Source organism: Magnetospirillum gryphiswaldense MSR-1 v2 (genome assembly GCF_000513295.1).
GTDB classification, from domain to species: Bacteria; Pseudomonadota; Alphaproteobacteria; order Rhodospirillales; family Magnetospirillaceae; genus Magnetospirillum; species Magnetospirillum gryphiswaldense.
This window is the reverse complement of sequence record NC_023065.1, coordinates 614,330-635,834: the sequence shown is the minus strand read 5'-3', so window position 1 is coordinate 635,834 and position 21,505 is coordinate 614,330. Positions and strand designations below refer to the sequence as shown.

Below are 21,505 nucleotides of genomic sequence, written 5' to 3'. Positions count from 1 at the left end.
AATTTAGTTGGAAGGAGTGCGCCCCGGAACGGGTCAACGCGATTGAGACATTGTCCTCATCAGTTTAGGTAGCCGCCCTTTGCGAGTTTTCGGACGGGTTGATCCAGGCCGCCGTCTGCATGGTCGGGGGCCTGGGGTGCAGCGCGGACCAAGCGGTTGGGGTGACGGGCGTGGGCGGCGTCGAGGACGATCTGACGCTGATGGTGGATCTGCACGGCCCGGCCGGAATGGACCTGTTTTTTTGGGGGGCAGCAACCCGATGCCGCTGTGGTGGTGGCGGTTGTTGTACCAGTCGAAGAAGCGGCGGCAGAAGGCACGGGCGTCCTGAATGGAGCCGAAGCGGTCGGGGAACTCAGGGCGATATTTCATTGTCTTGAACTGGCTCTCCGAGTAGGGATTGTCGTTGGACTGGTAGGGCCGCGAATGGGTCTTGGTAATGCCGAGATCGGCCAGCAAATGGCCGGTGGCCTTGTCGGTCATAGACGAGCCGCGATCGGCACGCAGGGTCAGGGCGAGCCCGCCAGATGGGCGAGGCGCTCTATGCCCGCATCAATCCCGCCCATGCCCTGTCGGAACCGGCGAGGCGCTTAGCCTATTCCACCTGCGCCGAGATGGCGCGAGAACTGCTCACCCAGCGCGGCCACGCGGTCACCGGCCTGTCGCCCGCTGCCATGGTCACCCGTGCGCTCCACACCACCAGCGATTTCGGCATCATCCTGGGCGACACCGTGGGCCGCACCCTGCGCGCCGCCTATCAGGCCGCCCCCTCGGGCATCCGCCAGTTGGGCCGCCGGACCTCGGCCCGCGACTTCCGCGCCGTCAACAAGATCATGCTGGGCGAAGCGCCCTTGCTGGAAAAGCTGGGTGAGCACGGCGAGATCAAGGCCGGCACCATGACCTCGGCCCGCGAGGACTCATAAGCCCGCATCCACAAGCGGGTTGAGGCAAGCATGACAGCGGCCAGGAAATTCCTGGCCGATTTGTCAAAGCGCGTGGCGACCCGCCTGAAGTACTTGAGCTTATTGAAGAACCGTTCGACGACACCATCGCGCCATTCCGCCTTCCGGTTGGACCGGAATTTGGCTATTCTGGCGTCAATCGGAGGCGGATAGGCTGCCTATCTGGGAAATGTCGGCTAAGTGCAGTCCGAATTCCGAGGAAGGATAGGATGTGGGAATTCTTCAGAAGTATCTGGATCCGTCTGCCTGTTGACGGAAGCGGGATATTTGGCTCCTGGGGCCGTTCCACAGCCGCACGAATTCGAAGCGTGACGGCCAGTCGATTATGGCGCAATCGGGTGCCGAGTTGGGCGCTGCCCGTTCTGGTGCCTGTCGTGCGGATGGCATGGCTGATCGCTTGCCCGGCTTTTGCGGTAAAGGCGGTGCGACGCAGCCGGTCGACTTTTTGCCTGGGTACGTGGTGCAAGCTGACCGCCGATGGGTGGTTCCGTGGTCTTCACCCCATGGACAGCGCCAATCCCGAAATTCCCAACGAACTGGTGACATCCTGTGCGGTCGAAGGGCTCGGCGAGCGTCACTGGATCCGCCTGTGGAGTGTTCTCGGTTCGCGCGGAGACCAGGCATTGGCCAAGGACAAGCTGGCCATGGCGGAAAGTCTTGGGAAAGTGGGGGTGCCGACCCCCCGTTTGCTGGCCGAATTGCCTCGCGGGGGGGCTGTCCGCTTAGGGGCATGGAGTGGCGGCGACCGCGTATTCATCAAGCCCCGACACGGCTCGCGGGCGCAAGGAACCCTCTCGCTGAGGCAAACCACAGATCCCAACGTCGTTCTGGTCAGCCGGGGGCGGTTTCCTACCCGCATCATGCCTCGAGAAGCCGTCGAGGGAGCTCTGACAAAGCTGGCCGAGACCGACACCCTGGTCGTCCAGGAATTTCTCAATGCCTCGCCGGAGATGTCGGATCTTTCCGCAGACGCTCCAGTCGAGCTACGGCTGACGACGGCGCGGGCACCTGGTTGTGCCGCGCGGGTGATTGCCGCTTCGGCAAAAATACAGCCGCCGGGCTATCATTCCGCAACGACATTGAATATCGGGCTGATGATCCCTGTAGATCCGGAATCAGGCGTGATGGGATCGGGATTTTACCTGCGTGCGCCTGGGGAGAGCTTTCCCTATGTGCCGTGGAATAACGCCCCGATCAAAGGACGTGCCTTGCATTCCTTCGCCCGAGCCGTCGACTTGGTGGAAGCGGGGTCGCGTTTGCTGCCGGATCTTCCGGTCATTGGATGGGATGTGGTGCTGTCTGACCGCGGCCCCGTCGTGCTCGAGGCGAATACCGGTCTTTCATGGAATTTCATTCATCTCTGGCATGGCAGCAAGAAGGCGGCATCGCCTCTGATGCCCCTGGTCCTGGCATGGCTGGACCGCTTTGCTCCCTTGCCTCGGTCGAGGTGATCCCGCGGCCTCTGCTGCGCGGGACCAAGTTCTGTACCCATGAACCCGAGGCGGCATCATCGGTTGCCGCCGTCATGCCAAACCAGGAAGCGGGCCATTTCCATTTAGACGATGGAGGCCCACCAGCTTGCAGGCTCGGCGCTGGCTGATGCCCTTCTCGGACATCAACCAAACCCCGGCTTCCAGCAAGGCGGCGGGCGTCACCATTAATGGGATGGTCCGCCCCGTCCAACCAACCGCACACTGGACGTCGGCAATCCAATTCGGGGAGACCGCTCTGATGATCCGCAATAAACCCAAGGGGGCCGTGACCTACGGCATCTATATCGGCAAAAACCTGTTCCACGTCGTCGGCGTGGATGCCGACGGCAAACCGATCCAGAAGGTGAAGTTCCGCCGCGACACCGTGCTGCAATTCTTCGAACGGGCCGAGGCCGCAACCGTGGGCATGGAGGCATGTCCTGGATCACAATGGCTGGCACGCAAGCTCCAGGAGCGCGGACACCAAGTCCGTATCATCCCGGCCCAATTCGTGAAGCCTTACGTCAAATCCAACAAGAACGACATCATCGACGCCGCCATCGCCGAGGCGGTGACGCGGCCGACGATGCGCTTTGTCGAGGTTAAGAAGCCCGAGCAGGTCGACCTTCAGGCTCTGCATCGCATCCGCGACCAGATGGTGCGCAATAGGACCCGGCTGATCTGCCAGATGCGGGCGTTCTGCCTGGAATACGACGTAGCGATGCGACAAGGCGCGGGCGTCTTCAAACTGGATCTTCAAAAGGGTTTTGGCCGATGACGGCAACGACCTGACGCCAACCATGCGCCGTCTGCTGGGCGATCTGGCTGACGACCTCACCCATTTGGAAACACGCATTGCGGTGATCAGCCGGGAGATCGACGCCCTGGCCGCGTGCAGTGATGTGGCTCGACGCCTGAAGACGATTCCGGGAATCGGTGCCTTGGGGGCTACGGCATTGCTCGCCGCTGTCGGCGCCGGTCATCAATTCACCAAGGCCAGGGATCTGGCTGCATGGCTGGGACTGGTGCCTCGCCAGCATTCCTCCGGCGGCAAGCAGACATTGCTCGGCATCAGCAAGCGCGGAAATCCCTACATCCGGCGTCTACTCATCCATGGCGCCAGATCCTGCGTGCTGCATTTGGACAGGTCCCGGGATCGGCTGGGGCGGTGGATCGACCAGTTACAACAGCGCATGCACCCAAACAAGGTGACGGTGGCGCTGGCAGCCAAGATCGCCCGCATCGCCTGGGTGGTGGTGCTGACTAAACCCGGAGCCCTCTACGAACGCCGCGATCCGGCTATGACGTAGGGGCTCCAACAGACTGCGAGGTCAAGGGACGTGATGACGAGGCAGTTGATCGCCGTGCCGTAAACCCTGTCAAAAAATCGGGCCCTGTGCCCGAACCATTATTTGGGAACGCACGAGCCGATCTCATCATGGCCTAGCTGCAACAGCAGCCCACTCGCGAGAGGCCGGATACATTTACGCAGACTGTTCCCGTCCATTGATCGTGTCCCGAGGATTGGTGTAACAGCGCTATCGCCGTTTGATCTCCGGCGGGCTTGGCCGGTTTGATCAGGCTGCCGCGACGGGCGGCAGGCTGGTGAGCGGATCATCGCCCAAGGGGGCGACGGATTCCAGGGTCATGTAGCGGGATCGCTGGACGGCCCATTCGTCGTTCTGCTCCAAGAGAATAGCGCCGATGAGGCGGGTGATGGCGGCCTCGTTGGGAAAGATGCCGACGACCTCGGTGCGGCGCTTGATCTCGCCGTTGAGGCGCTCGATGGGATTGGTCGAGTGCAGCTTGGCGCGATGGGCGGTGGGGAAGTCCATGTATGCAAGGACGTCCACCTCGGCGTCGTCCATCAGATCGGCCAGTTTGCGCGCCCGAGGCCGCAGCTGGTCGGCGACCTGGCGCCACTGGGCGCGGGCGGCGATGGCGGTATCCTGGGCGAAGGCGGTGCCGATGAAGGCGGAGACGACGCGGCGGCCCTGCTTTCCGGCATGGGCCAGGACGTTGCGCATGAAGTGGACGCGGCAGCGCTGCCAGGTGGCGTTCAGCACCTTGGCGATGGCGGCCTTCAGCCCTTCATGGGCGTCGGACACCACCAGCTTGACGCCGCGCAGGCCGCGCCGTGCCAGCTTGCGCAGGAAATCGGTCCAGAAGGTCTCGGCCTCGCTGGGGCCGATGGCCTGGCCCAGCACCTCGCGCCGCCCGGCGGTGTTGGCGCCCACCGCGATGGTCACCGCCACCGAGACGATGCGGCCGTCCTGGCGGACCTTCACATAGGTGGCGTCGAGCCAGACATAGGGCCAATCGCCCTCCAGCGGGCGCTCCAGGAAGGTGGCGATCTTGCCGTCGATCTCGGCGCACAGCCGGCTGACCTGGCTCTTGGAGATGCCGGTCATGCCCATGGCCTTGACCAGATCGTCGACCGAGCGGGTCGAGATGCCCTGGACATAGGCTTCCTGGATGACGGCGGTCAGCGCCTTTTCCGCCATCCGGCGCGGCTCCAGGAAGCACGGCAGATAGCTGCCCTTGCGCAGGCGGGGAATGCGCAGCTCCACCGTGCCGGCCCGGGTTTCCCAGTCACGCTCGCGGTAGCCGTTGCGGTGGACAAGGCGCTGATCGGGATTGCGCTCGCCATGCCCGGCGCCGGTCAGCGTCGCCACCTCCAGCTCCATCAGCCGCTCGGCGGCGAAGCCGATCATCTCGCGCAGCAAATCGGCGTCGGCGCTCTTTTCCAGCAGGCCACGAAGGCTCATCATATCGTCGGTCATCGTCGGTTCCTTGGTTCGGTTGGAGTTCGCAACCAAACCCTACCGAAGATCGACGATGACCACCCGCACCGCGCGGGCCAGCCTGGGGATGATGCCTCCGGGCGCTACGCGCCCTGCGCCATCATCCCCAGGCAAACGCTGCTACACCACTCGTTGGGACGTGACCCGTCCATTCGCCCAAGACCCTTACAGGGAGGGGGCGGACCATACATTTTTTGAAGCGACATCCTTCAAGATGGCGTTGTCGAGCATGGCCTCGGCCAGCAACTTCTTCAGCCGGGCATTCTCCTCTTCCAGCGCCTTCAGACGCTTGGCCTCGGATACGTCCATGCCCCCGTACTTGGATTTCCAGCGATAGAAGGTCTGCTCCGAGATCCCGTGCTTGCGGCACACCGCTACCGCCGGCATCTCCCCTGCCTCGGCTTCCTTCAGGACGCCGATAATCTGTTCCTCGGAAAATCTGCGGCGCTTCATCTGAGTTCCCCTGTTTCTTTCAGGTTACGGGAAACTCACCTTCCGCATGGACCGGATTCAGGGGGGGGGAGATCACTTGTTATCGTACTGCCACAGCCCTACCAAATCACACAGCAGATCCCAGAACGAGCACGAAACGGCAGATTGTTTTAGATCCTCCTGTCTTAAGCAAGCTCACAGTGGAACGGTGTTTCGTACACCCAAACCACGAACCTGCTTCAGCCAGTCTCGGAAACGGGCATTATCCGCGTCACATATTGGGTAAAAATTAGGTAAGCACCCAGGTCAAGAATCATAACCCATTGATTCGACTGGCGTCCCCACGGGGATTCGAACCCCGGTTACCGCCGTGAGAGGGCGATGTCCTAGGCCTCTAGACGATGGGGACGTCTGGGCGCGAGGGGCGTTTTATGCCTGATCATCCCCTGTCGACGCAAGGGTTATTTTCCCCTTGGGCGTGCGAATGGGAACGGGGCGGAAATTCCCCTTTTTCTCATCCATCCGATGGGCCAGCGTTTGGATGGCCTGACCATCCAGCACACCAACGATCACCCAGGCCAAGTCCGGCTCGTAAGTCATCGCCCGATCCGTGCCGGAGGGGTCGGCAGTACCATCGGTGTGGGAATGGTAATGACCGACAATGCGATCCTTGGTACCGGTTTCACGCAACTCCTTTTCCACGGCGATGCGCACCGCCGGGTCAAGCTCGAAGCAATTCCCCGTATCGGCGCGCAGATTGCCAGCCGGCACCACCCGGGTGACCCGGATCAACTGGCCCTTACCGCGCCCGATCACTAGGCCACAAGCCTCCGCCGGATAGGCCGTTTCGGCGGCGTCGACCATCTGCTTGGTCAGTTTGGCATCTATTTGCAGGATCATCGCGGCCCCGGTGCCTCCAAGGTAAGGACAAAACTGCCGGCGATGGCCCCAGAAGACGGGTCCAGCACGATCAGTCGCTCGGGGCCGCCGCCAGTGATGCGCAACACCACCCGGTCACCGGCCACCAGCGCCTGTTGCACCTGCGCTCCTGCCGGCAACGGCACAGACACCGCGCCAAAATCACCGCTGACGATGGCGGGCGGCTTGGCCTTGGTAGCCATTTTTCCCGACTGGGAGTACAACCCCCAGCCAAGCAGGGCCAAACCCGCAACCAGCAACGCGCCCATGAACGCCACCAGGGCCTTGATCGCTTTCATAGCTTAAGATTCAATCCCGCAAAATACATTGATGAAAAGATCGATCCCTTGACCGACCCAGCCGACACCCTGCTTACTCCCGACGCCGTCACCACCGATGAAGCAGGAAGCCGGCTGGATAAATGGCTGTCGGCACGCCTGCCCGACCTGTCGCGCACCCGCATCAAGGGGTTGATCGACGATAGCCGGGTTTCGGCTGCCGGGCAGACCATAACGGACGCATCCGCCAGGGTCAAACCCGGTCAGTGTTTCGTCGTCGCCATCCCCCCCGAACGTCCCGCCGATCCCCTGCCCCAGGCCATGGATTTGAGCGTCGCCTATGAAGACGATGATCTGATCGTCATCGATAAGCCGCCGGGATTGGTGGTCCACCCTGCCCCCGGCAGCCCGGATCACACCCTGGTCAATGCCCTGCTGGCCCATTGCGGCGAATCGCTGTCGGGCATCGGCGGCGTCAAGCGTCCGGGTATCGTCCACCGCATCGACAAGGACACCAGCGGCCTGTTGGTGGTGGCCAAGAACGACCGTGCCCATCACGGCCTGGCCGAGCAATTCAGTGTCCACTCGCTGGAACGGGCCTATCGCGCCCTGGTCTGGGGCGTCCCCATGCCGGCCCAGGGCGAAATCCACGGCAATATCGGACGCTCGCCCCAGGATCGCAAGAAAATGGCCATCGTCAGCCATGGCGGCAAACCGGCGCTGACCCGCTATCGCGTGCTGCGCAGTTTCGCCGGCGGCGCCGTCTCGCTGGTGGAATGCCGCTTGGCCACCGGACGGACCCATCAGATTCGCGTCCACATGACCTCGATCGGCCATCCCCTGGTCGGCGACCAGACCTATGGCCGTGCCCGATCGGCCAAGGTCAAGCACCTGCCCGACCAAGCCCGCCTTGCCTTGCTGGAGTTCCCACGCCAAGCCTTGCACGCCTCGGTACTCGGATTTATCCATCCAAATAGTGGGGTTATGCTAAAGTTTGAAAGCCAGATTCCGGATGATTTCAATGAGCTAGTATCACTTTTAGAGGCTATATAATTTTTAATTATACTTGAGTGCTGAACTCTGGCATTCTCCTTTTCAGGCAGATGTGATACCACTTGTGCATGACGTACAGGAGGTTGGCGGCGGGATGAGAGGCCCCGCCGACGCTTCCCGGGACGAGGAGACGAGAGATGACGGCAATCCCCACCTCCCTGTCGCTGGCCCCAGAGGGCAACCTCTCGCGCTACCTGCAGGAAATCCGCAAGTTCCCCATGCTGGAACCGACAGAGGAATACCAGCTGGCCAAGCGTTACCGTGAACACGGCGACTTCGAGGCCGCCGACCGCCTGATCACCAGCCATTTGCGTCTGGTCGCCAAGATCGCCATGGGCTATCGCGGTTATGGCCTGCCGCTGGGCGAGCTGATTTCCGAAGGCAATGTGGGGATGATGCAGGCGGTCAAACGCTTCGACCCCGATCGCGGCTTCCGTCTGGCCACCTATGCCATGTGGTGGATTCGGGCGGCGGTGCAGGAATACATCCTGCATTCGTGGTCGCTGGTGAAGATGGGCACCACCGCCGCGCAGAAAAAGCTGTTCTTCAACCTGCGCAAGCTGAAGGGCCAGATGCAGGCCATGGACGAAGGCGATCTGCCGCAGGAAACGGTGACCTCCATCGCCACCAAGCTAAACGTACCGGAAAACGACGTCATTAACATGAACCGTCGTCTGGCCAGCCCCGATCACTCGCTGAACGCGCCGGTGCGCATGGATGGCGAGGGAGAGTGGCAGGATTGGCTGGTGGATGAAAGCGACGATCAGGAAACCGAACTGGCCGACCGCCAGGAACGCGGCATCCGCAGCAAACTGCTCTCCACCGCCCTTGATACCCTGAACGAGCGTGAACGCTCGATCCTGAGCCAACGGCGACTGACGGAAGACCCGGCCACCTTGGAAGACCTGTCGCAGCAATATGGCATCAGCCGCGAGCGGGTGCGCCAGATCGAGGTCCGCGCCTTCGAGAAGCTGCAAAAAAGCATCCGTGCCAGCGTCGGATGACGACACCAAGGGTGGGAGGAGCGGCCTAGTCTTACCCACGGTGTCCACCATCGCCATGGACCTGTTCTTGGGCGAATTTGCCAGAACCTTGACCCTCGACGACCACATCGTCATGGTCCTCGGCGGCGCCGGATGGCACGGCGCCGCCGCTCTGGCTGTTCCCGACAACATCACCGTGGTACCGTTGGACTTTCCTGGGAAGAGTGTTTTTCCGTTTATGCAGCTTCGGCTTCGAAGCGGTATGGGCTTTTATATCCTAGGGCGGAATGACGGAGGATGCCCACCGTCGGTTGCCGCACGGCCAAGGCGCCGTTCAAGGCGGTCTGTGCCAGATCCTTCTTCATGCGGTCGCTGGTGGCCCAGCCGACGATGCGCCGCGAGAACAGGTCAATGACGACGGCCAGATACAGCCAACCCTCCACCGTCCAGATACAGGAAATGTCGGCGCCCCATTTCTGATCGGACCGTCCGGCGGCGAAGTCCTGGCCCAGCACGTTGGGGGCGACGGGGCCGGCGTGAGCGCTGTCGGTGGCTTTCTTTCAGGCCCAGGCGAGGCGGCCCGTCGACATCTTGAAGGCAAGCTTGCGCGGGGACAGCGCCATGCGAGTCAGACTGACCAGATCGGCCAGACGTTCCAGCAGCGAGACTTCTTCCCAGACGAAGGGATCGTCACGGGCGAACAGCAGAAAGCCGGGCCCACATGGCAACAGCACCCCATGGGCGGGCAACCACTCGCCCCATTGATCGCGAAGTTCGGCTGGCAGGTCGTTGGCGTCCACCAGGATTGCGTGGTCGGGTTTCAGGTGACGGACCAATTTGTCCAGCCACAGCACATAGGGCGCATTGGCCTCGACCGACGCAGCCCCCGCACGCCATCATCCCAGCACCGCCTGACGATAGGACACCAGGGTATGCGCCAGATTGATTGCGGCGAATTGCCCGCTTGGCCTTCAGGATGCGGTGTTCCTGTCCAAGCCAGGCATGGATGATGTCGGTCACGGCGGCGGCGACAGCAGCACTTTACCCGACATTCCGGCGGCAAGCTCGGGGAAATGGCCGCCGATGGCGCCGGTGACCTTGACCGACTGGCTGACCGGATCGATGCGGGCGCCGATGCGGGTGAGCTTGACCGGATAGGTCCTGGCGGTCTCGTCCATGGCCACCTGGAAGAGGTGACCGGGTTTCAGCCACACCAGCCATTTGGACGGCACGATGAAATCCAGCTCCAGCACGCTGTCGTCGAGGATGTCCAGCAGCGCCTGACCGGGCTGGACGTATTGCTGGGCGCGGACCTTCTGTTCCACCACCCGACCGTCGAAGGGGGCGGGCACCGTGCATTTGCCCAGCACCGCGCCGCTGGCGTCGACCTTGGCGCGGGCCTTGTCGCGCTCGGCCTGGGCCACGTCGCTTTCCAGCTTGCCGATGGTCTGCAATTCCAGCAGCCGGGTGTTCACCGCCACCGTCTTCTCGGTGGCGCCCAAGGCCGCCCGCGCCTCGGCCATCTGCGCCCGCTGGATGGAACAGTCAAAGGCGATCAGGGTGTCGCCCCGCTTGAACCGCTCGCCCTCGCGCGCCCCCACCTTCTCCACCTTGGCGCCGATCTCGGCGGCCAAGGTGGTGAAGTCGCGCGGGCTTAATTGCGCCCGCAAGTCCTGCGCCGCCGCCGGGGCGGCCAGCCCGAAAAGCAGCGGCAGAATCCGCCACCAGCCTGTCATCGGGCGCCGTCGCTGCCCGCCGCGAACCAGCGGCCCAGGCCGGCCAGCGGCCCGGGCTCGTCCGGCAGGGACGGCGTGGTGTCGGGCAAGGCGGCGACGCTGGCCTGCCGGGCTTGGCGGCCCCATTCCTCCAGGCGGGCGGCGATCACCGCCGACAGGCTGGACAGATCGTGGCTGGCGACGCTGTCGGGCATCAGATCGTGGCCGATGCTGGCCTGCATCTTGGCATAGGATTGCTCGACCTGGGCATAGGTCTGGAAACGGCGCAGCGCCGAGGCGATGGCCGAGGCGCTGCCCGCCACCCGTTCCAGCATGCCCTGGGCGTCGTTGGCGGTCTTGGCCGCCGACAATTCATAAAGCCGCCGATCAACCCGCCACAATTCGTCCGATTGCTGGTATTGGCTGACGGCGTTGCGGTATTGCCGTTCCGACACGTGCACCTGGGCCAGTACCGCCATGCGCAGGGCCAGCCGCTTGGACTTGACCACCTCTTCGTTGGTTTCGGCGTAGCTGATGGCGTCGGGACCGCTGATCAGGTTCATCAGGTTCCACGAGAGCTTGGCCCCGGCCTCGTACCAGTGATTGCTCATCAGGAACGAATTGTGGTCGTAATTGCGGCTGGCGGAAAAGGTGATGCCGGGAAACAGCCGGGTGATCGCCTTGCGGGTGTCGTTGACGCTGATCCGGGCCAGATAGCCCTGTTCGCGCAGGTCGGCGTTGTTGGCGAAAGCCAGTTCCTCCATGCGCTCCAGTTCCAGCTCCCAGGCCGGAACCTGCAGATCGCCCGGCACCGTCAGCACCAGTTTGGTCCCCGGCGGGGCGTTGATCAGGGCGGCCAGCTCGATCTCGGCGGTGGACAATTCCTGCTGGATGGCGGTCAGCTGCCGCAGGGTTTCCAGCAGGGATTTCTGATAGCGCAAGCTTTCCGCCGGCGCCTTCAGGTTCTCGCGCTCGACAATCTTGGCCCGGTCCAGCGCCACCTTGGCCTCGGCCACCGCCTTTTCCACCTCACCCTTCAGTTCCTGGTGGGCGGCGGCGCGCCAAAAGGCGAAGCGCACTTCCTGCACCAGATTGTGCACGGTCTTGCGCTTGCGCTCTTGCGCGATCAGGGCGCGGTCGGCGTTCTGCTTGGCGGTGAAATAGCTGAGGCCGAAATCCAGCACGTTCCACGACAGGCCCAGATCAGCGGTGTAATTGTCGCGGTCGGTGGAATAGCTGGGGCTGGTGCCGGTGGTCTGGGTCTTGACGTCGCGCGATACCGTGGCGTTGGGTTCCGAGCGCGAGGTGAAGCCGGCATTGGCGGCCAGCTTGGGCAGCATGTCCCAGCGGTCGACCTGGGTCTGGCCCAGGGCCAGGCCTTCCTCCATCACCTTGGCCCGACGGTCGAGATTGTATTTGAGCGCCCGGGCGATGGCGTCGGACACGGTCAGCGGACCGGAAAGCGGCGCACCGCCCTTGAACATGTCGGCGCGGTCGTCGCGGGCCGCTTGTGCCAGCTGCTCGGGGCTGAACGGCTCGGGCGTCATGGCGCAGGCGGCCAGCAGGGCGACCAGGGACGCGGAGGCCAGCAGACGCGTGGCACGGGAAAAACCGATCATTGCAAACACCCCCTTTGATGATCCCTACGCGGCCTTGCCGCTGGTCTTCAATGCGTTGAACAAAACCGCCTGCTTGGTCGCCTGGCCATCCTGGCCCAGCGCCCGCAATTGCGCCGTCAGGCCGGGACGGCCAACCGGGGATGCGTCGCCGGTGCGACCGGGAGCTTGCGGACCGCCCTGGCCCTGGCCTTCACCCTGGCCCCCGTCACGACCGCCACCACCTTGGCCGCCCTCTGCCGGCGCGGCATTGCCCTGGCCCTGGCCGACGACGATCTTGAAGGTCTGAACCACTTGGCGGCCTTCGTTGTCGCGGGCGATGACGCGCACCACCACCTCGCCACGGAAACCGGGTGGCGGTGTTCCCTCGAAAGTGCCGGTGGAGGGATTGAACGCCATCCAGCCCGGCAGCGCCGCGCCATTGGCCCGGGTCGCCGTCAGCGACACCACCGCGTCGGCCTTGGTATGGGCGAAGGTGTCGGTGGGAATGGTCACCGAGATGCGCGCACCCTCGGCCACGATCGCGTCACGCATGGGCGCGTTGATCACCAGGGCATCGCCGCCCCCGGCCGGCTTGGCGGCGACAACCACCTGGAAGGCATTGGTCGCCGGGCGGGTCAGGGTGCTTTCCACCGGCGGCAGAGCGGGCGGTGTCGGCACCGGAATCGGAGCCGGCGGCGGTGGCGGCGGCGGTTCCGGTGGTGGTGGTGGCGGCGGCACCGGAATCGGAGCCGGCGGCGGCGGTGGTGGTGGTGGTGGCGGTGCCGCCACTGGGGCCGCCATCACCGTGATGGACATGGTCTTGGTCGCCGTCGCCCCGGCGGCATCGGTGACGGTGATGGTCACGGTGCTGGTGCCGGCATTGGTCGGGGTGCCCGAAATAACACCGGTATTGGCATTGATGCTCAGCCCTGGCGGCAGGCCGCTGGCGCTATAGGTCAGGGTGTCGCCTTCATCGGCATCGGTGAAGGCGCCGTTCGGCAAGGTGAACGTATAAGCCGAACCGACGTCGCCGCCCGGCGGCGTCAAGGCGGTCTCAGAGGCCGTCGGAGCGGTGTTGACGGTGATGGCGGCATTGACCGTGCTGCCACCCAATCCACCATCATTGGCGGCCTTGGCCGCCTGGGCGGTGAAGGCCCCCGAAGTGGCGCCATTGGACGGCGTGAATTTCAGGCCGGCGTTGCCCTCGGCGAAGGTGATGAAGCTGCCGTTGGTGATCTGGGTGGTGCCGTCGGCTTTGTACAGCGTGCCGCCGGTGATGCCGGTGATCTTGAAATGGGTGGTTTCCGCCCCGTCGCCGGCGGCACGGCTGAGAACCAGCCCGCTGGTGGTCTGAGTGACGGGCGCCGTGCTGGCATTGGTGACCGATGGCGTGTCGGCGATGGCGGTCAGGGTGATGGCGCTGGTGATCTGGCTACCGGTCAGCCCGCCATCGGCATTGGAGGTCGATGCCTGGACGACGAAGCTGCCATCGCCGCCATTGCTGGAATTGCGATTGGCGGTGGGACGGAAATACAGGTTGGTGGTGGTGGCGTTGCCGCCACCGCCGCCTTGGGCGATGAAATCGCCGTTATTGACCTGTTGGGTGAAGGCCGCATCGGAGTAAAGCGCGCCGCCGGTGATGCCGGTGATCTTGTAATGGGTCTCGGCATTGCCCTTGGTAATGGCGATGGCGCCGGAATCGGTGTCTTCGTTGAGGGTCGGGCTGGCCACCGCCGCACCCACGGCGATGGCGGCATTGACCGTGCTGCCGCCCAGACCGCCATCGGCGGCACTGGTCGACGCCTGGGCGGTGAAACTGCCATCGCCGCCGCCGGTGGGGGTGAATTTCAGCCCGGCATTGCCCTCGGCGAAGGTGATGAAATCGCCGTTGTTGATGGCGGTGGTGCCGTTGTTCTTGAACAGATTACCGTTGGTGATGCCGGTGACCTTGAAATGGGTTATCTCGGCTCCGTCCACCGCCGCGCGGCTTAGCACCAGACCGGATGTGGTCTGGGTGCCGGGCGTGGTGCTGGTATTGGTGATGGCGGGCGTGTCGGCCACCGCGTTCACCGTCACCGTCGCCATCGCCGACGATCCGGCGACCGTACTGCCGTCGGTGGATGCCTCCACCGCGAAGCTGCCATTGCTGGAGGAATTGGCGGTGGGGCTGAACTTCAGCCCGGCATTGCCCTCGGCGAAGGTGATGAAGTCGCCGTTGCTGATCTGGGTGGTGCCGTCGGCCTTGTACAACGTGCCGCCGGTGATGGCGGTGATCTTGAAATGGGTGGTTTCCGCCCCGTCGCCGGCATTGCGGCTGATCACCAGACCCGAGCTGCTTTGCGTGTCCTCGTTGGTAGTGGCGTTGGTGACGCTGGGCGTATCGGCCACTGGGGTCAAGGTGATGGTGCTGGTGGCGGTGCTGCCGCCCAGACCGCCATCGGCATTGGATGACGACGCCTGCACCGCGAAACTGGCGTTGCCGCCGGTGGTGCTGTTGCGGTTGGCCGTGGGCACAAAATAGACGGTGGTGGTGGCCCCACCGCTGGCGACGAAACCGTTATTGCTGATCTGCTGGGTCAGCCCGACATCAGAATAAAGCGTGCCGCCGGTGATGGAGGTCACCTTGTAATGGGTGGTCTCTGTCCCGTCATTGGCCGAGCGGGTGATGGTGACCGCCTGCGATGTCGCATCCTCGGTGACGGTGTGGCTGCTGATCGTCGGCGTGTCGGCGATGGCGGTCAGGGTAATGGTGCTGGTCACCGCCGTGCCGCTGACAGTGGTGCCGTCCGACGCCTGCACGGTAAAGGCGCCGTTGCCGCCGGTGGTGGTGTTGCGTTGGGCGGTGGGCCGGAAATACAGGCTGGCGGTGGCGCCGCCATAGGCGATGAAGCTGCCATCGGTCACCTGGGAGGTGAACCCGGCATCGGAATAAAGCGTGCCGCCAGTGATGCCGGTAACCTTGAAATGAGTCTCGGCCCCACCCTTGGTCACGGTGATGGCACCCGAATCGGTGTCTTCATTCACCGTCGGGCTGGTTACCGCCATGCCCACGGCGATGGCGGCGCTGACCGTGCTGCCGCCCAGACCGCCATCGGCGGCACTGGTCGACGCCTGGGCGGTGAAACTGCCATCGCCGCCGCCGGTGGGGGTGAATTTCAGCCCCGCATTACCCTCGGCGAAGGTGATGAAATCGCCGTTGTTGATGGCGGTGGTGCCGTTGTTCTTGAACAGATTGCCGTTGGTGATGCCGGTGATCTTGAAATGGGTCACCTCGGTGCTGTCGGCGGCATTGCGCGACAGCACCAGCCCGGACGTGGTCTGGGTGCCGGGCGTGGTGCTGGTGTTGGTGACGGATGGCGTGTCGGCCACCGCGGTGACGTCGATGGTCACCGTGTCGGTGTCGCTCAGCGTGCCGGTGCCGTTGTCGGTGGATTGGATGGTCAGCGTGGCATAGCCGGTGCCGCTGGCATTGGCCGTGGGGGTATAGGTCACGCTGGACAGGGCGTTCTGCACCTGCGCCACGGTGCCGACGATGGTCACCGAATTGCTGCCGTCGCCGGTGATGTTGGCGCCACCGCCGGTGGTCACCGCCAGCGTGCCCTTGCCCGAGGCTACGGAAACCACCGTGGTCAAAGTGGTGCCGGCATCGACGTCGGTCACCGACAGGGCGTTGCCGTTGCCGGCCGAGAAGGTCAGCGTGCCGTCCTCGGCCACACTTTGGGTGGTGGGCTTGGTGTTGACCGGTGCCTCGTTGACGTTGGTCAGGTTGATGGTGATGGTGGCGGTGGAATCGGCGTTGGTGTCGGCGTCCTCGTCATCCACCGTCACCGTCAGGGTAAAGGTGGGATTGGTCTCGAAATCCACCGCCGAGGCGGTGTTGACGGTGATCTGGCCGCTGCTGTCGATGGCGAAGGCGCCGCCGGTGTTGCCGGCGGTGATGGCATAGGTCAATCCGTTGGTGTCGGTGCTAGGTGTCACCGTGGTCACCGTGCCGGTGGCATTTTCGTTCCACGACACCGTGTTGTTGGAAATACTTGGGTTGACGTCGCTGATGGTGATGCTGAAGGTCTGGTTGGTCAGTTCGGCGGTGCCGTCCGATACCTTGAACCCAAGGCTGTCGGCCCCGATGTTGTTGGCGGTAGGCGTGTACTTGATGTTACCGGCATCGATGTCGGCCTGGGTGAAGGTGCCGTTGGCCGATACCGTCACGCCGCTTTTGGTCAGGGTGCCCTTGGTCGGCGCGGTGGTCAGGGTATAGGTCCGCGCATTAGCCGCCTGCTCGGCGTCCTTCACCTCCAGCATCGCCGTGGTGATGGTGGTGATGGTGGCGTTTTCCGACAGGGTCAAGCCGGCATTGGCGCCGCCGGTGAAGGTGGGAGCGGTGTTGGGGGATGCGCTGCACTCGACTATTTGGGGAATAAACTCACTTACTGGGGCCATTGCAGCTGTGTAGACACCAGCGCCAATCGACAAGGGTTGATTGTTTGTATTTATACCATTTAAAGTAAACGCCACATCGGCAACCCACCCATAACTTGCATCGCTATCTTTATGATGTGCCCATTGGGTAATTCCGTCTGGACCAATGATAATCTCATTTCCACCGGATCCACTGGAAGTACATCCCAAACAATGGCTGATGTCCTGCATGCCTTGCAGGGTAAACGGCAGGACCGTCTCCACGTCGCCCGTCTGATATTCCAGATCCCAGTCGCCGCCGAGGATGGTGGGGCCGGTCCGGTCGGTCGAGGCCGCGATGTCCACGTCTCCCATGGCCTTGGACAGGTCGTCGATGAAGGCCTTGCCGGCCTCGCCGCCGGCCACCGAGCAGGAATACAGTATGAAGTCGCCGCCCGGCTTCAACGCGGCGCCGATCTGGGCCAGATAGGGACTGGCGGCGTCCAGGCTGCCGTTCCAGATGGCCTGGCCGGCCAGGATGATGCCGCCGGTGCGGCCCTCGGCCACCAGATGGATGGCGTCCAGGTTGCTGTATTGCGACAGGGCCTGGGCCATCACCTCCAATTCCCCCATGCCGTCGGCATTGGGACGCAGCAGAATCAGCGGAATATTGGGGTTCATATCCGCCACTAGGGTCTGCCAATCAACCACGGTGGTATCGACGACGACGACCTCGTTCCGGCTGCCGCTGGCATCGGTGGCCGGGGCGCTGCTCTGCACCACGGTAATGGCTACCGCCGTGTTCTGGACATCGGCCTTGGCGATGATCTCGGCCACCGTGCTTTTGGCGCTGGTATCCACGGCAGGCGGAGCCACGCTTTTGTCCGCCGCGACAGTCTTGTCCACCACGTCGACGATTGCCGCACCGTCGAACATGATGCGCGGCTCCAGCGCCATCATGCCGATCTTCATCTTGGGGGGGCGGCGCTTGTACTGGCGGGAGATGGCGTTCATAGCACGATTCCGTTGCTGTCAGAGGTCGCGGAGTCTTCGCCGTCCCGGTCGGGACGGGGACGCGGCGGCGCAAAGGGATGAATTCCGGGGACGGCGTGGCTGATCCGGCGGTGCAGGTCGGGTTCGGAAAAGCCCGGGGTGTAAGGACGGGTGATACCCGGCAGGAAGGCGGCGTCGTAAAGTTCGCTCACCACACCTTCGATGGTCAGCCAATGCACCACGGCGCCGCTGTTCAAATCGACGACGATCAGGCCGCAGCGCTGCGGAACATGCAATCGTTCCAGTCGGTCCTTGATGGCCATGCCCGAGGCGAAGGTGTTGTCGCGCAAGCGGGACAGGCCGATGACCGCATAGTCGCCGACAAAGCACAATCCACGGGCGAAGCCGGCACACAGGGCGACGGGGACGAATTTGTCGCCGTCCAGATAACCGAAATCGCCGTCGCCGGAATTCAGCAGCCACAATCGCCCGTTGTGCCAGCGGGGGCTGTGGGGCATGGACAGCCCCCGGCACAGGACATGGTTGGCGCGGATATCCACGACCATACCGCCACCGTTCTTTTTCGCCTTCCAGCCGATCGGGGTATCGCTCTGCCCGCACAGGGTGACATAGGCGATTTCCCCGTCGCGGGTGCCCATGCCGTTCAGGTGGCAACGGTCCTCGGGGCTTAGAGCCGTGATGAAATCGGGCTTCCAGAGGGGGCGGAAGCCGTAATGGGCGTCGATGGCGGCAATGCAGGAATAGAGCGTGTTGACGAAGGCCAGCTCATAGCGCTGGTTGCCGAACATGGTGTCGGCGACGATGTCGTGGGTGTCGCAGCCGCCGAGGAAATAGCCCTTGCGCGGCATGTAGACCGCCTGCCATTGCCGGTCCTTGATGGTCAGGGGGCCGACATTGGAAAAGCGCCAGACCTGTTCCTTGTTGCTGACCCAAAGCTTGTTGCCATCGATGGCCAGCCCCATGGCGCTGCCGACGATGCGTTCCTGCGCTTCGGTTTGACCGTCCTCTCCGGCGAACAGGAAGAACAATCGGGATGACTGGTAGGTGGTGAAGCAAAGGCTTCCCCCAACATCCTTCAGCCAGCCACCCAGCCCTGGCGAAGGCCGCAAAACGGGCGTCGGCAGCTTTTCCTGCGCTTTGATCGCGGCAAGACCGGGAGAGGTTCCTAAGACTTGATGAGAAGCAGCCATGAATTCCCGAATACCAAGAGAAGACGAACCTCAAACGCAATGCTGTGCGTATCTTACGTTCTCTTCCAACCAATACTGGGAGCCAGACTATCGGTCGTTCCACACCGGCAACACCTGGAAGATATTGGAGGGTATGGGCCTTGGCTGGGGCGCATCGTCGTTACGTCCCACCGATTACTTCTTTGGCGCGATGCCGGCACAGCTAATGCTATCAATGAATGTTCTGCTGCATATTTGTGCCCAGTGATCTTGGGGGCGTGACGGCTAGGATTCCGCCTGAATACAGCGGAATCAGGCGGTCAGATGCTCACCAAACGGGAAACGGAATGTCTGACCTGGGTGGCCAGCGGAAAAACTGCGTGGGAGGTCGCCCAGATTCTCTCCATTTCCGAATCCACCGTGATATTCCACATAGAGAACGCCAAGAAAAAGCTGGCCGCCGCCACCGTGACTCACGCCGTCGCCCTGGCCGTCGGCAGGAGGCTGATTAGCATCGATCTGGGCTTGTAGAGGCCGGGAGGCATCTTCCGATCCCGCTTGACCCAGGAGACCGAGCCCGTCACGCTCCGCCCTCCTTCACCGGGGAGCGACGAGATGGCGGAGAATCGTCAAGTGCTTGGCAGCCTTTTCATGCTGGCATCCGTTTTCTTTTTTTCGGCCCAGCTTTCGTTCTTGAAGCATGCCAGCCTGAGCCTTCATCCGTTCGAGGTGTTGTTCTTGCGTAACGCCGTGGCGGCCGCGTTCATGGGCGTGGCTTTCGTGGTGGCCGGACCGACATTGCTGGTGGGGTGGCGGGTTTTTGCCATTCGTGCCGGATTCGGATTCCTGGCCGGGTTGTGCCTTTTCTACGCCAATGCCAATTCTGCCCTGGCCGCCGTGGCCATTATCTTCCATGCCCGTATATTCCCGCTGACCGGGCTGGCCCGGCTGACCCTGGGAGAGCGGGTTTCACCCTGTCGCTGGCTTGGGGTGGCGGCAGGATTCCTGGGGATTCTTCTGATCATCATGCCGGAACGTTGGAATGCTTGGTCGCTGGGCCTGCTGGCCGCGCTGGGGGCGGCTCTGTTGTCCGCCGCATCGCAAGTGGCGGTAAAGGCCCTGACCGAAGCCAACGCGCCACTGACCGTCGTCGCCTATTCTCAACTGGCCTTCGCGATCATGTCGATGGCCCCCGCCGTGTCGGTGTGGAAGGCCCCGGAGCCGTGGGAATTGGCCGCCATCACGATGGGGGCCGCAGGCGGCGGTTTGGCTATGCTTGCCGCGGCTAAGGCTTTCTCGCTGGCTCCGGCCTCAGCGGTCAGCCCGGTGGACAACATCGGAATCTTCGTTTCCGCCTTGATAGGTTGGGTGATCTTTGGCGAAACTCTGTCTTGGAACGTGGCCCTTGGCGGTCTATTGGTTTCCGTTTCCACCATCTTCGTGACGACACGTACATGAACGACTGGAAAACCCAATTGCGCCTGTTGCGCCGCTATCACGGGCTGAAACAAGCCGTGATCGCCGAGATGCTGAATGTCGACCAGGGGACGGTGTCCCGGTGGGAGCGCGGGGTCAGTGAACCAGATCTCTCCCGACGCAGACGGCTGCGAGACCTGATGTGGAAATTTGGAACGCGCCTGGAATGTGACATCCGGCGACTGATGGCATCCCCCTTGTCGGCAAAGACTGTTGCCAGCACAAAAAGTATCATTCTTGATATGACATTCTTGCCTGAAGAAAATGGTTCATTCGATAAGTCAAAAATTATTGGACAAGATGCCAAGGTAATTCGCGGCGATTCGGTCTTTAATGAATTGTGGGACAGACAGCTTCCGGGTGTCATATGCGGAGACTTCTCCGGTATTCATTCAGTGTTTTTCTCTCAGCGCACGGGAAAGTGGACTGAGACATACACCATTCCGGTAATCATTGGCGGAACAATGCACTTTCTTTCCGAGCGCCGGATAATTGCGAAGCGCGATTGCCTCGTTTCCAGCTTGCGCGTAATAGAGCTGTAAATTGTTATGCATAAATTTGTAGTATTTTAGAGATATGTCCATATTGCAATGGAAGGCTAAGGTGTGACAGATATTTATTGAATATCAGGATATCGTTGTTCTGCACGGAACATTGACGAAACGCTCGATGATCCCCCATCAACCTCAAAGTATATGGATGCAGCCCCTTCACGTATTGCGGCACCCCCAAGATCTTTCAGGCTTTGCTGGCAAAGTGGAGTGAAAAAACCGCTCACCCGGTATTGGTACGCGATATGACACTCCCTTCTGTCAGGGGGTATTTCCCTTCACCCTTTAGACAAGAGCAGAGGGCATAGCGGGCCATCGTGGCCGCCTTGATCGGTGACGAATCTCAGATTATCGCGACGTCGAACATCTAAAGGCACGGCCGCAGGGCAAGCCGCGCATGCTGTTGGCTGACAAAGGCCATGTCAGCAGCGCCTCCTCTTGGAACCTCGTCGTTCTTGGCCCCCAACCCCATAAAACAACACCCCAGAGATTGATAAAAATTACATTTTAACAACAAAAAGACGTATCCGTACATATTTGCGCCCAATGATCTAATCCGCAAGATCGCTAGAATTCCGCCGGTTACACAATAATCGGACGCAGGATGCTCAAAAATCTGGAAACTGGAGCGCATTGCTTGGCGGACAGAGGAAAGTCCGCGCGGGATGTTCTTAGACTGGAACCG

The 21,505-nt window shown here is 62.5% G+C and carries 17 protein-coding genes, 1 tRNA gene and 4 pseudogenes; 9 read left to right on the top strand and 13 right to left on the bottom strand.

The window, feature by feature from the left end:
* Positions 1-64: 64 nt before the first annotated feature.
* Positions 65-510: pseudogene (locus tag MGMSRV2_RS02985) on the bottom strand (integrase core domain-containing protein); the annotation flags it as partial.
* A 14-nt stretch (positions 511-524) separates the two neighbouring features.
* On the opposite strand from MGMSRV2_RS02985, the gene MGMSRV2_RS02980 reads away from it, so the two are divergent.
* Positions 525-920: a phage major capsid protein gene (locus tag MGMSRV2_RS02980; RefSeq protein WP_024078845.1), complete on the top strand. Its 396-nt coding sequence runs from the start codon at positions 525-527 to the stop codon at positions 918-920.
* A 5-nt stretch (positions 921-925) separates the two neighbouring features.
* On the opposite strand, the pseudogene MGMSRV2_RS02975 reads toward MGMSRV2_RS02980, so the two are convergent.
* Positions 926-1,042 (bottom strand): annotated as a pseudogene (locus MGMSRV2_RS02975) (IS5/IS1182 family transposase); the annotation flags it as partial.
* A gap of 126 nt (positions 1,043-1,168) precedes the next feature.
* Here MGMSRV2_RS02975 and MGMSRV2_RS02970 point away from each other — a divergent pair.
* The 3 genes from MGMSRV2_RS02970 to MGMSRV2_RS21795 all read left to right on the top strand — a co-directional run bounded on the left by MGMSRV2_RS02970 (position 1,169) and on the right by MGMSRV2_RS21795 (position 3,741).
* Entirely contained in the window at positions 1,169-2,410 is a 1,242-nt protein-coding gene (locus tag MGMSRV2_RS02970) for a sugar-transfer associated ATP-grasp domain-containing protein (protein ID WP_024078844.1), read from the top strand.
* Between the two features lie 280 nt (positions 2,411-2,690).
* Positions 2,691-3,209 carry an IS110 family transposase gene (locus MGMSRV2_RS21800; RefSeq protein ID WP_242410710.1) on the top strand — a complete coding sequence of 173 codons (519 nt, stop codon included), beginning with the start codon at positions 2,691-2,693 and terminating at the stop codon, positions 3,207-3,209.
* 22 nt (positions 3,210-3,231) lie between these two features.
* Entirely contained in the window at positions 3,232-3,741 is a 510-nt protein-coding gene (locus MGMSRV2_RS21795) for an IS110 family RNA-guided transposase (protein ID WP_234016326.1), read from the top strand.
* Between the two features lie 267 nt (positions 3,742-4,008).
* Here MGMSRV2_RS21795 and MGMSRV2_RS02960 read toward each other — a convergent pair whose 3' ends face one another.
* The 5 genes and pseudogenes from MGMSRV2_RS02960 to MGMSRV2_RS02940 form a co-directional block, all read right to left on the bottom strand.
* Complete coding sequence (locus MGMSRV2_RS02960) at positions 4,009-5,214, bottom strand: IS256 family transposase (RefSeq protein ID WP_024078840.1); 1,206 nt, start codon at positions 5,212-5,214, stop codon at positions 4,009-4,011.
* 207 nt (positions 5,215-5,421) lie between these two features.
* A pseudogene (locus MGMSRV2_RS02955) lies at positions 5,422-5,688 on the bottom strand (transposase); the annotation flags it as partial.
* Between the two features lie 312 nt (positions 5,689-6,000).
* Positions 6,001-6,076 (bottom strand) — tRNA-Glu (locus MGMSRV2_RS02950).
* A gap of 20 nt (positions 6,077-6,096) precedes the next feature.
* A complete protein-coding gene (locus MGMSRV2_RS02945; RefSeq protein ID WP_024078838.1) occupies positions 6,097-6,567 on the bottom strand; it encodes a M67 family metallopeptidase in 471 nt (156 codons plus the stop codon).
* Positions 6,564-6,884: a hypothetical protein gene (locus MGMSRV2_RS02940; protein WP_024078837.1), complete on the bottom strand. Its 321-nt coding sequence runs from the start codon at positions 6,882-6,884 to the stop codon at positions 6,564-6,566. The genes MGMSRV2_RS02945 and MGMSRV2_RS02940 overlap by 4 nt, the downstream gene beginning before the upstream one ends.
* Positions 6,885-6,932: 48 nt before the next feature.
* On the opposite strand from MGMSRV2_RS02940, the gene MGMSRV2_RS02935 reads away from it, so the two are divergent.
* Positions 6,933-7,916 carry an RluA family pseudouridine synthase gene (locus tag MGMSRV2_RS02935; protein ID WP_024078836.1) on the top strand — a complete coding sequence of 328 codons (984 nt, stop codon included), beginning with the start codon at positions 6,933-6,935 and terminating at the stop codon, positions 7,914-7,916.
* A gap of 137 nt (positions 7,917-8,053) precedes the next feature.
* Positions 8,054-8,920: an RNA polymerase sigma factor RpoH gene (gene rpoH / locus MGMSRV2_RS02930; RefSeq protein ID WP_024078835.1), complete on the top strand. Its 867-nt coding sequence runs from the start codon at positions 8,054-8,056 to the stop codon at positions 8,918-8,920.
* Positions 8,921-9,174: 254 nt separating this feature from the next.
* On the opposite strand, the pseudogene MGMSRV2_RS02925 reads toward rpoH, so the two are convergent.
* The 6 genes and pseudogenes from MGMSRV2_RS02925 to MGMSRV2_RS02900 form a co-directional block, all read right to left on the bottom strand.
* Positions 9,175-9,459, bottom strand: a pseudogene (locus MGMSRV2_RS02925) (DDE-type integrase/transposase/recombinase); the annotation flags it as partial.
* Positions 9,460-9,753: a hypothetical protein gene (locus tag MGMSRV2_RS02920; protein ID WP_024078833.1), complete on the bottom strand. Its 294-nt coding sequence runs from the start codon at positions 9,751-9,753 to the stop codon at positions 9,460-9,462.
* Positions 9,754-9,915: 162 nt separating this feature from the next.
* On the bottom strand, positions 9,916-10,635 hold the full coding sequence (locus MGMSRV2_RS02915; protein WP_024078832.1) for an efflux RND transporter periplasmic adaptor subunit: 720 nt from the start codon (positions 10,633-10,635) through the stop codon (positions 9,916-9,918).
* The gene (locus tag MGMSRV2_RS02910) at positions 10,632-12,233 is read right to left on the bottom strand and encodes a TolC family protein (protein ID WP_024078831.1); all 1,602 of its coding nucleotides are present in this window, start codon (positions 12,231-12,233) and stop codon (positions 10,632-10,634) included. Before MGMSRV2_RS02910 ends, MGMSRV2_RS02915 begins: the two co-directional genes overlap by 4 nt.
* A 24-nt stretch (positions 12,234-12,257) precedes the next feature.
* Positions 12,258-17,624, bottom strand: coding sequence for a DUF4347 domain-containing protein (locus MGMSRV2_RS02905; protein WP_024078830.1), 5,367 nt, complete (start codon positions 17,622-17,624; stop codon positions 12,258-12,260).
* Complete coding sequence (locus MGMSRV2_RS02900) at positions 17,621-18,814, bottom strand: TIGR03032 family protein (RefSeq protein ID WP_024078829.1); 1,194 nt, start codon at positions 18,812-18,814, stop codon at positions 17,621-17,623. The genes MGMSRV2_RS02905 and MGMSRV2_RS02900 overlap by 4 nt, the downstream gene beginning before the upstream one ends.
* A gap of 303 nt (positions 18,815-19,117) precedes the next feature.
* Between MGMSRV2_RS02900 and MGMSRV2_RS02895 the strand changes: the two genes are divergently transcribed.
* From MGMSRV2_RS02895 to MGMSRV2_RS02885, 3 genes are all read left to right on the top strand, one after another.
* The gene (locus tag MGMSRV2_RS02895) at positions 19,118-19,324 is read left to right on the top strand and encodes a helix-turn-helix domain-containing protein (RefSeq protein WP_024078828.1); all 207 of its coding nucleotides are present in this window, start codon (positions 19,118-19,120) and stop codon (positions 19,322-19,324) included.
* A gap of 84 nt (positions 19,325-19,408) precedes the next feature.
* A complete protein-coding gene (locus MGMSRV2_RS02890; RefSeq protein ID WP_024078827.1) occupies positions 19,409-20,251 on the top strand; it encodes a DMT family transporter in 843 nt (280 codons plus the stop codon).
* On the top strand, positions 20,248-20,811 hold the full coding sequence (locus MGMSRV2_RS02885) for a helix-turn-helix domain-containing protein (protein ID WP_041633413.1): 564 nt from the start codon (positions 20,248-20,250) through the stop codon (positions 20,809-20,811). The genes MGMSRV2_RS02890 and MGMSRV2_RS02885 overlap by 4 nt, the downstream gene beginning before the upstream one ends.
* The last annotated feature ends 694 nt before the right edge of the window (positions 20,812-21,505 follow it).

Coding starts and splice junctions, on each gene's coding strand:
- MGMSRV2_RS02970 (WP_024078844.1), top strand. CDS start 1,169: ATGTGGGAATTCTTCAGAAGTATCTGGATCCGTCTGCCTGTTGACGGA.
- MGMSRV2_RS21800 (WP_242410710.1), top strand. CDS start 2,691: ATGATCCGCAATAAACCCAAGGGGGCCGTGACCTACGGCATCTATATC.
- MGMSRV2_RS02900 (WP_024078829.1), bottom strand. CDS start 18,814: ATGGCTGCTTCTCATCAAGTCTTAGGAACCTCTCCCGGTCTTGCCGCG.
- MGMSRV2_RS02940 (WP_024078837.1), bottom strand. CDS start 6,884: ATGAAAGCGATCAAGGCCCTGGTGGCGTTCATGGGCGCGTTGCTGGTT.
- MGMSRV2_RS02885 (WP_041633413.1), top strand. CDS start 20,248: ATGAACGACTGGAAAACCCAATTGCGCCTGTTGCGCCGCTATCACGGG.
- MGMSRV2_RS02890 (WP_024078827.1), top strand. CDS start 19,409: ATGGCGGAGAATCGTCAAGTGCTTGGCAGCCTTTTCATGCTGGCATCC.
- MGMSRV2_RS02905 (WP_024078830.1), bottom strand. CDS start 17,624: ATGAACGCCATCTCCCGCCAGTACAAGCGCCGCCCCCCCAAGATGAAG.
- rpoH (WP_024078835.1), top strand. CDS start 8,054: ATGACGGCAATCCCCACCTCCCTGTCGCTGGCCCCAGAGGGCAACCTC.
- MGMSRV2_RS02960 (WP_024078840.1), bottom strand. CDS start 5,214: ATGACCGACGATATGATGAGCCTTCGTGGCCTGCTGGAAAAGAGCGCC.
- MGMSRV2_RS21795 (WP_234016326.1), top strand. CDS start 3,232: ATGCGCCGTCTGCTGGGCGATCTGGCTGACGACCTCACCCATTTGGAA.
- MGMSRV2_RS02895 (WP_024078828.1), top strand. CDS start 19,118: ATGCTCACCAAACGGGAAACGGAATGTCTGACCTGGGTGGCCAGCGGA.
- MGMSRV2_RS02945 (WP_024078838.1), bottom strand. CDS start 6,567: ATGATCCTGCAAATAGATGCCAAACTGACCAAGCAGATGGTCGACGCC.
- MGMSRV2_RS02980 (WP_024078845.1), top strand. CDS start 525: ATGGGCGAGGCGCTCTATGCCCGCATCAATCCCGCCCATGCCCTGTCG.
- MGMSRV2_RS02910 (WP_024078831.1), bottom strand. CDS start 12,233: ATGATCGGTTTTTCCCGTGCCACGCGTCTGCTGGCCTCCGCGTCCCTG.
- MGMSRV2_RS02915 (WP_024078832.1), bottom strand. CDS start 10,635: ATGACAGGCTGGTGGCGGATTCTGCCGCTGCTTTTCGGGCTGGCCGCC.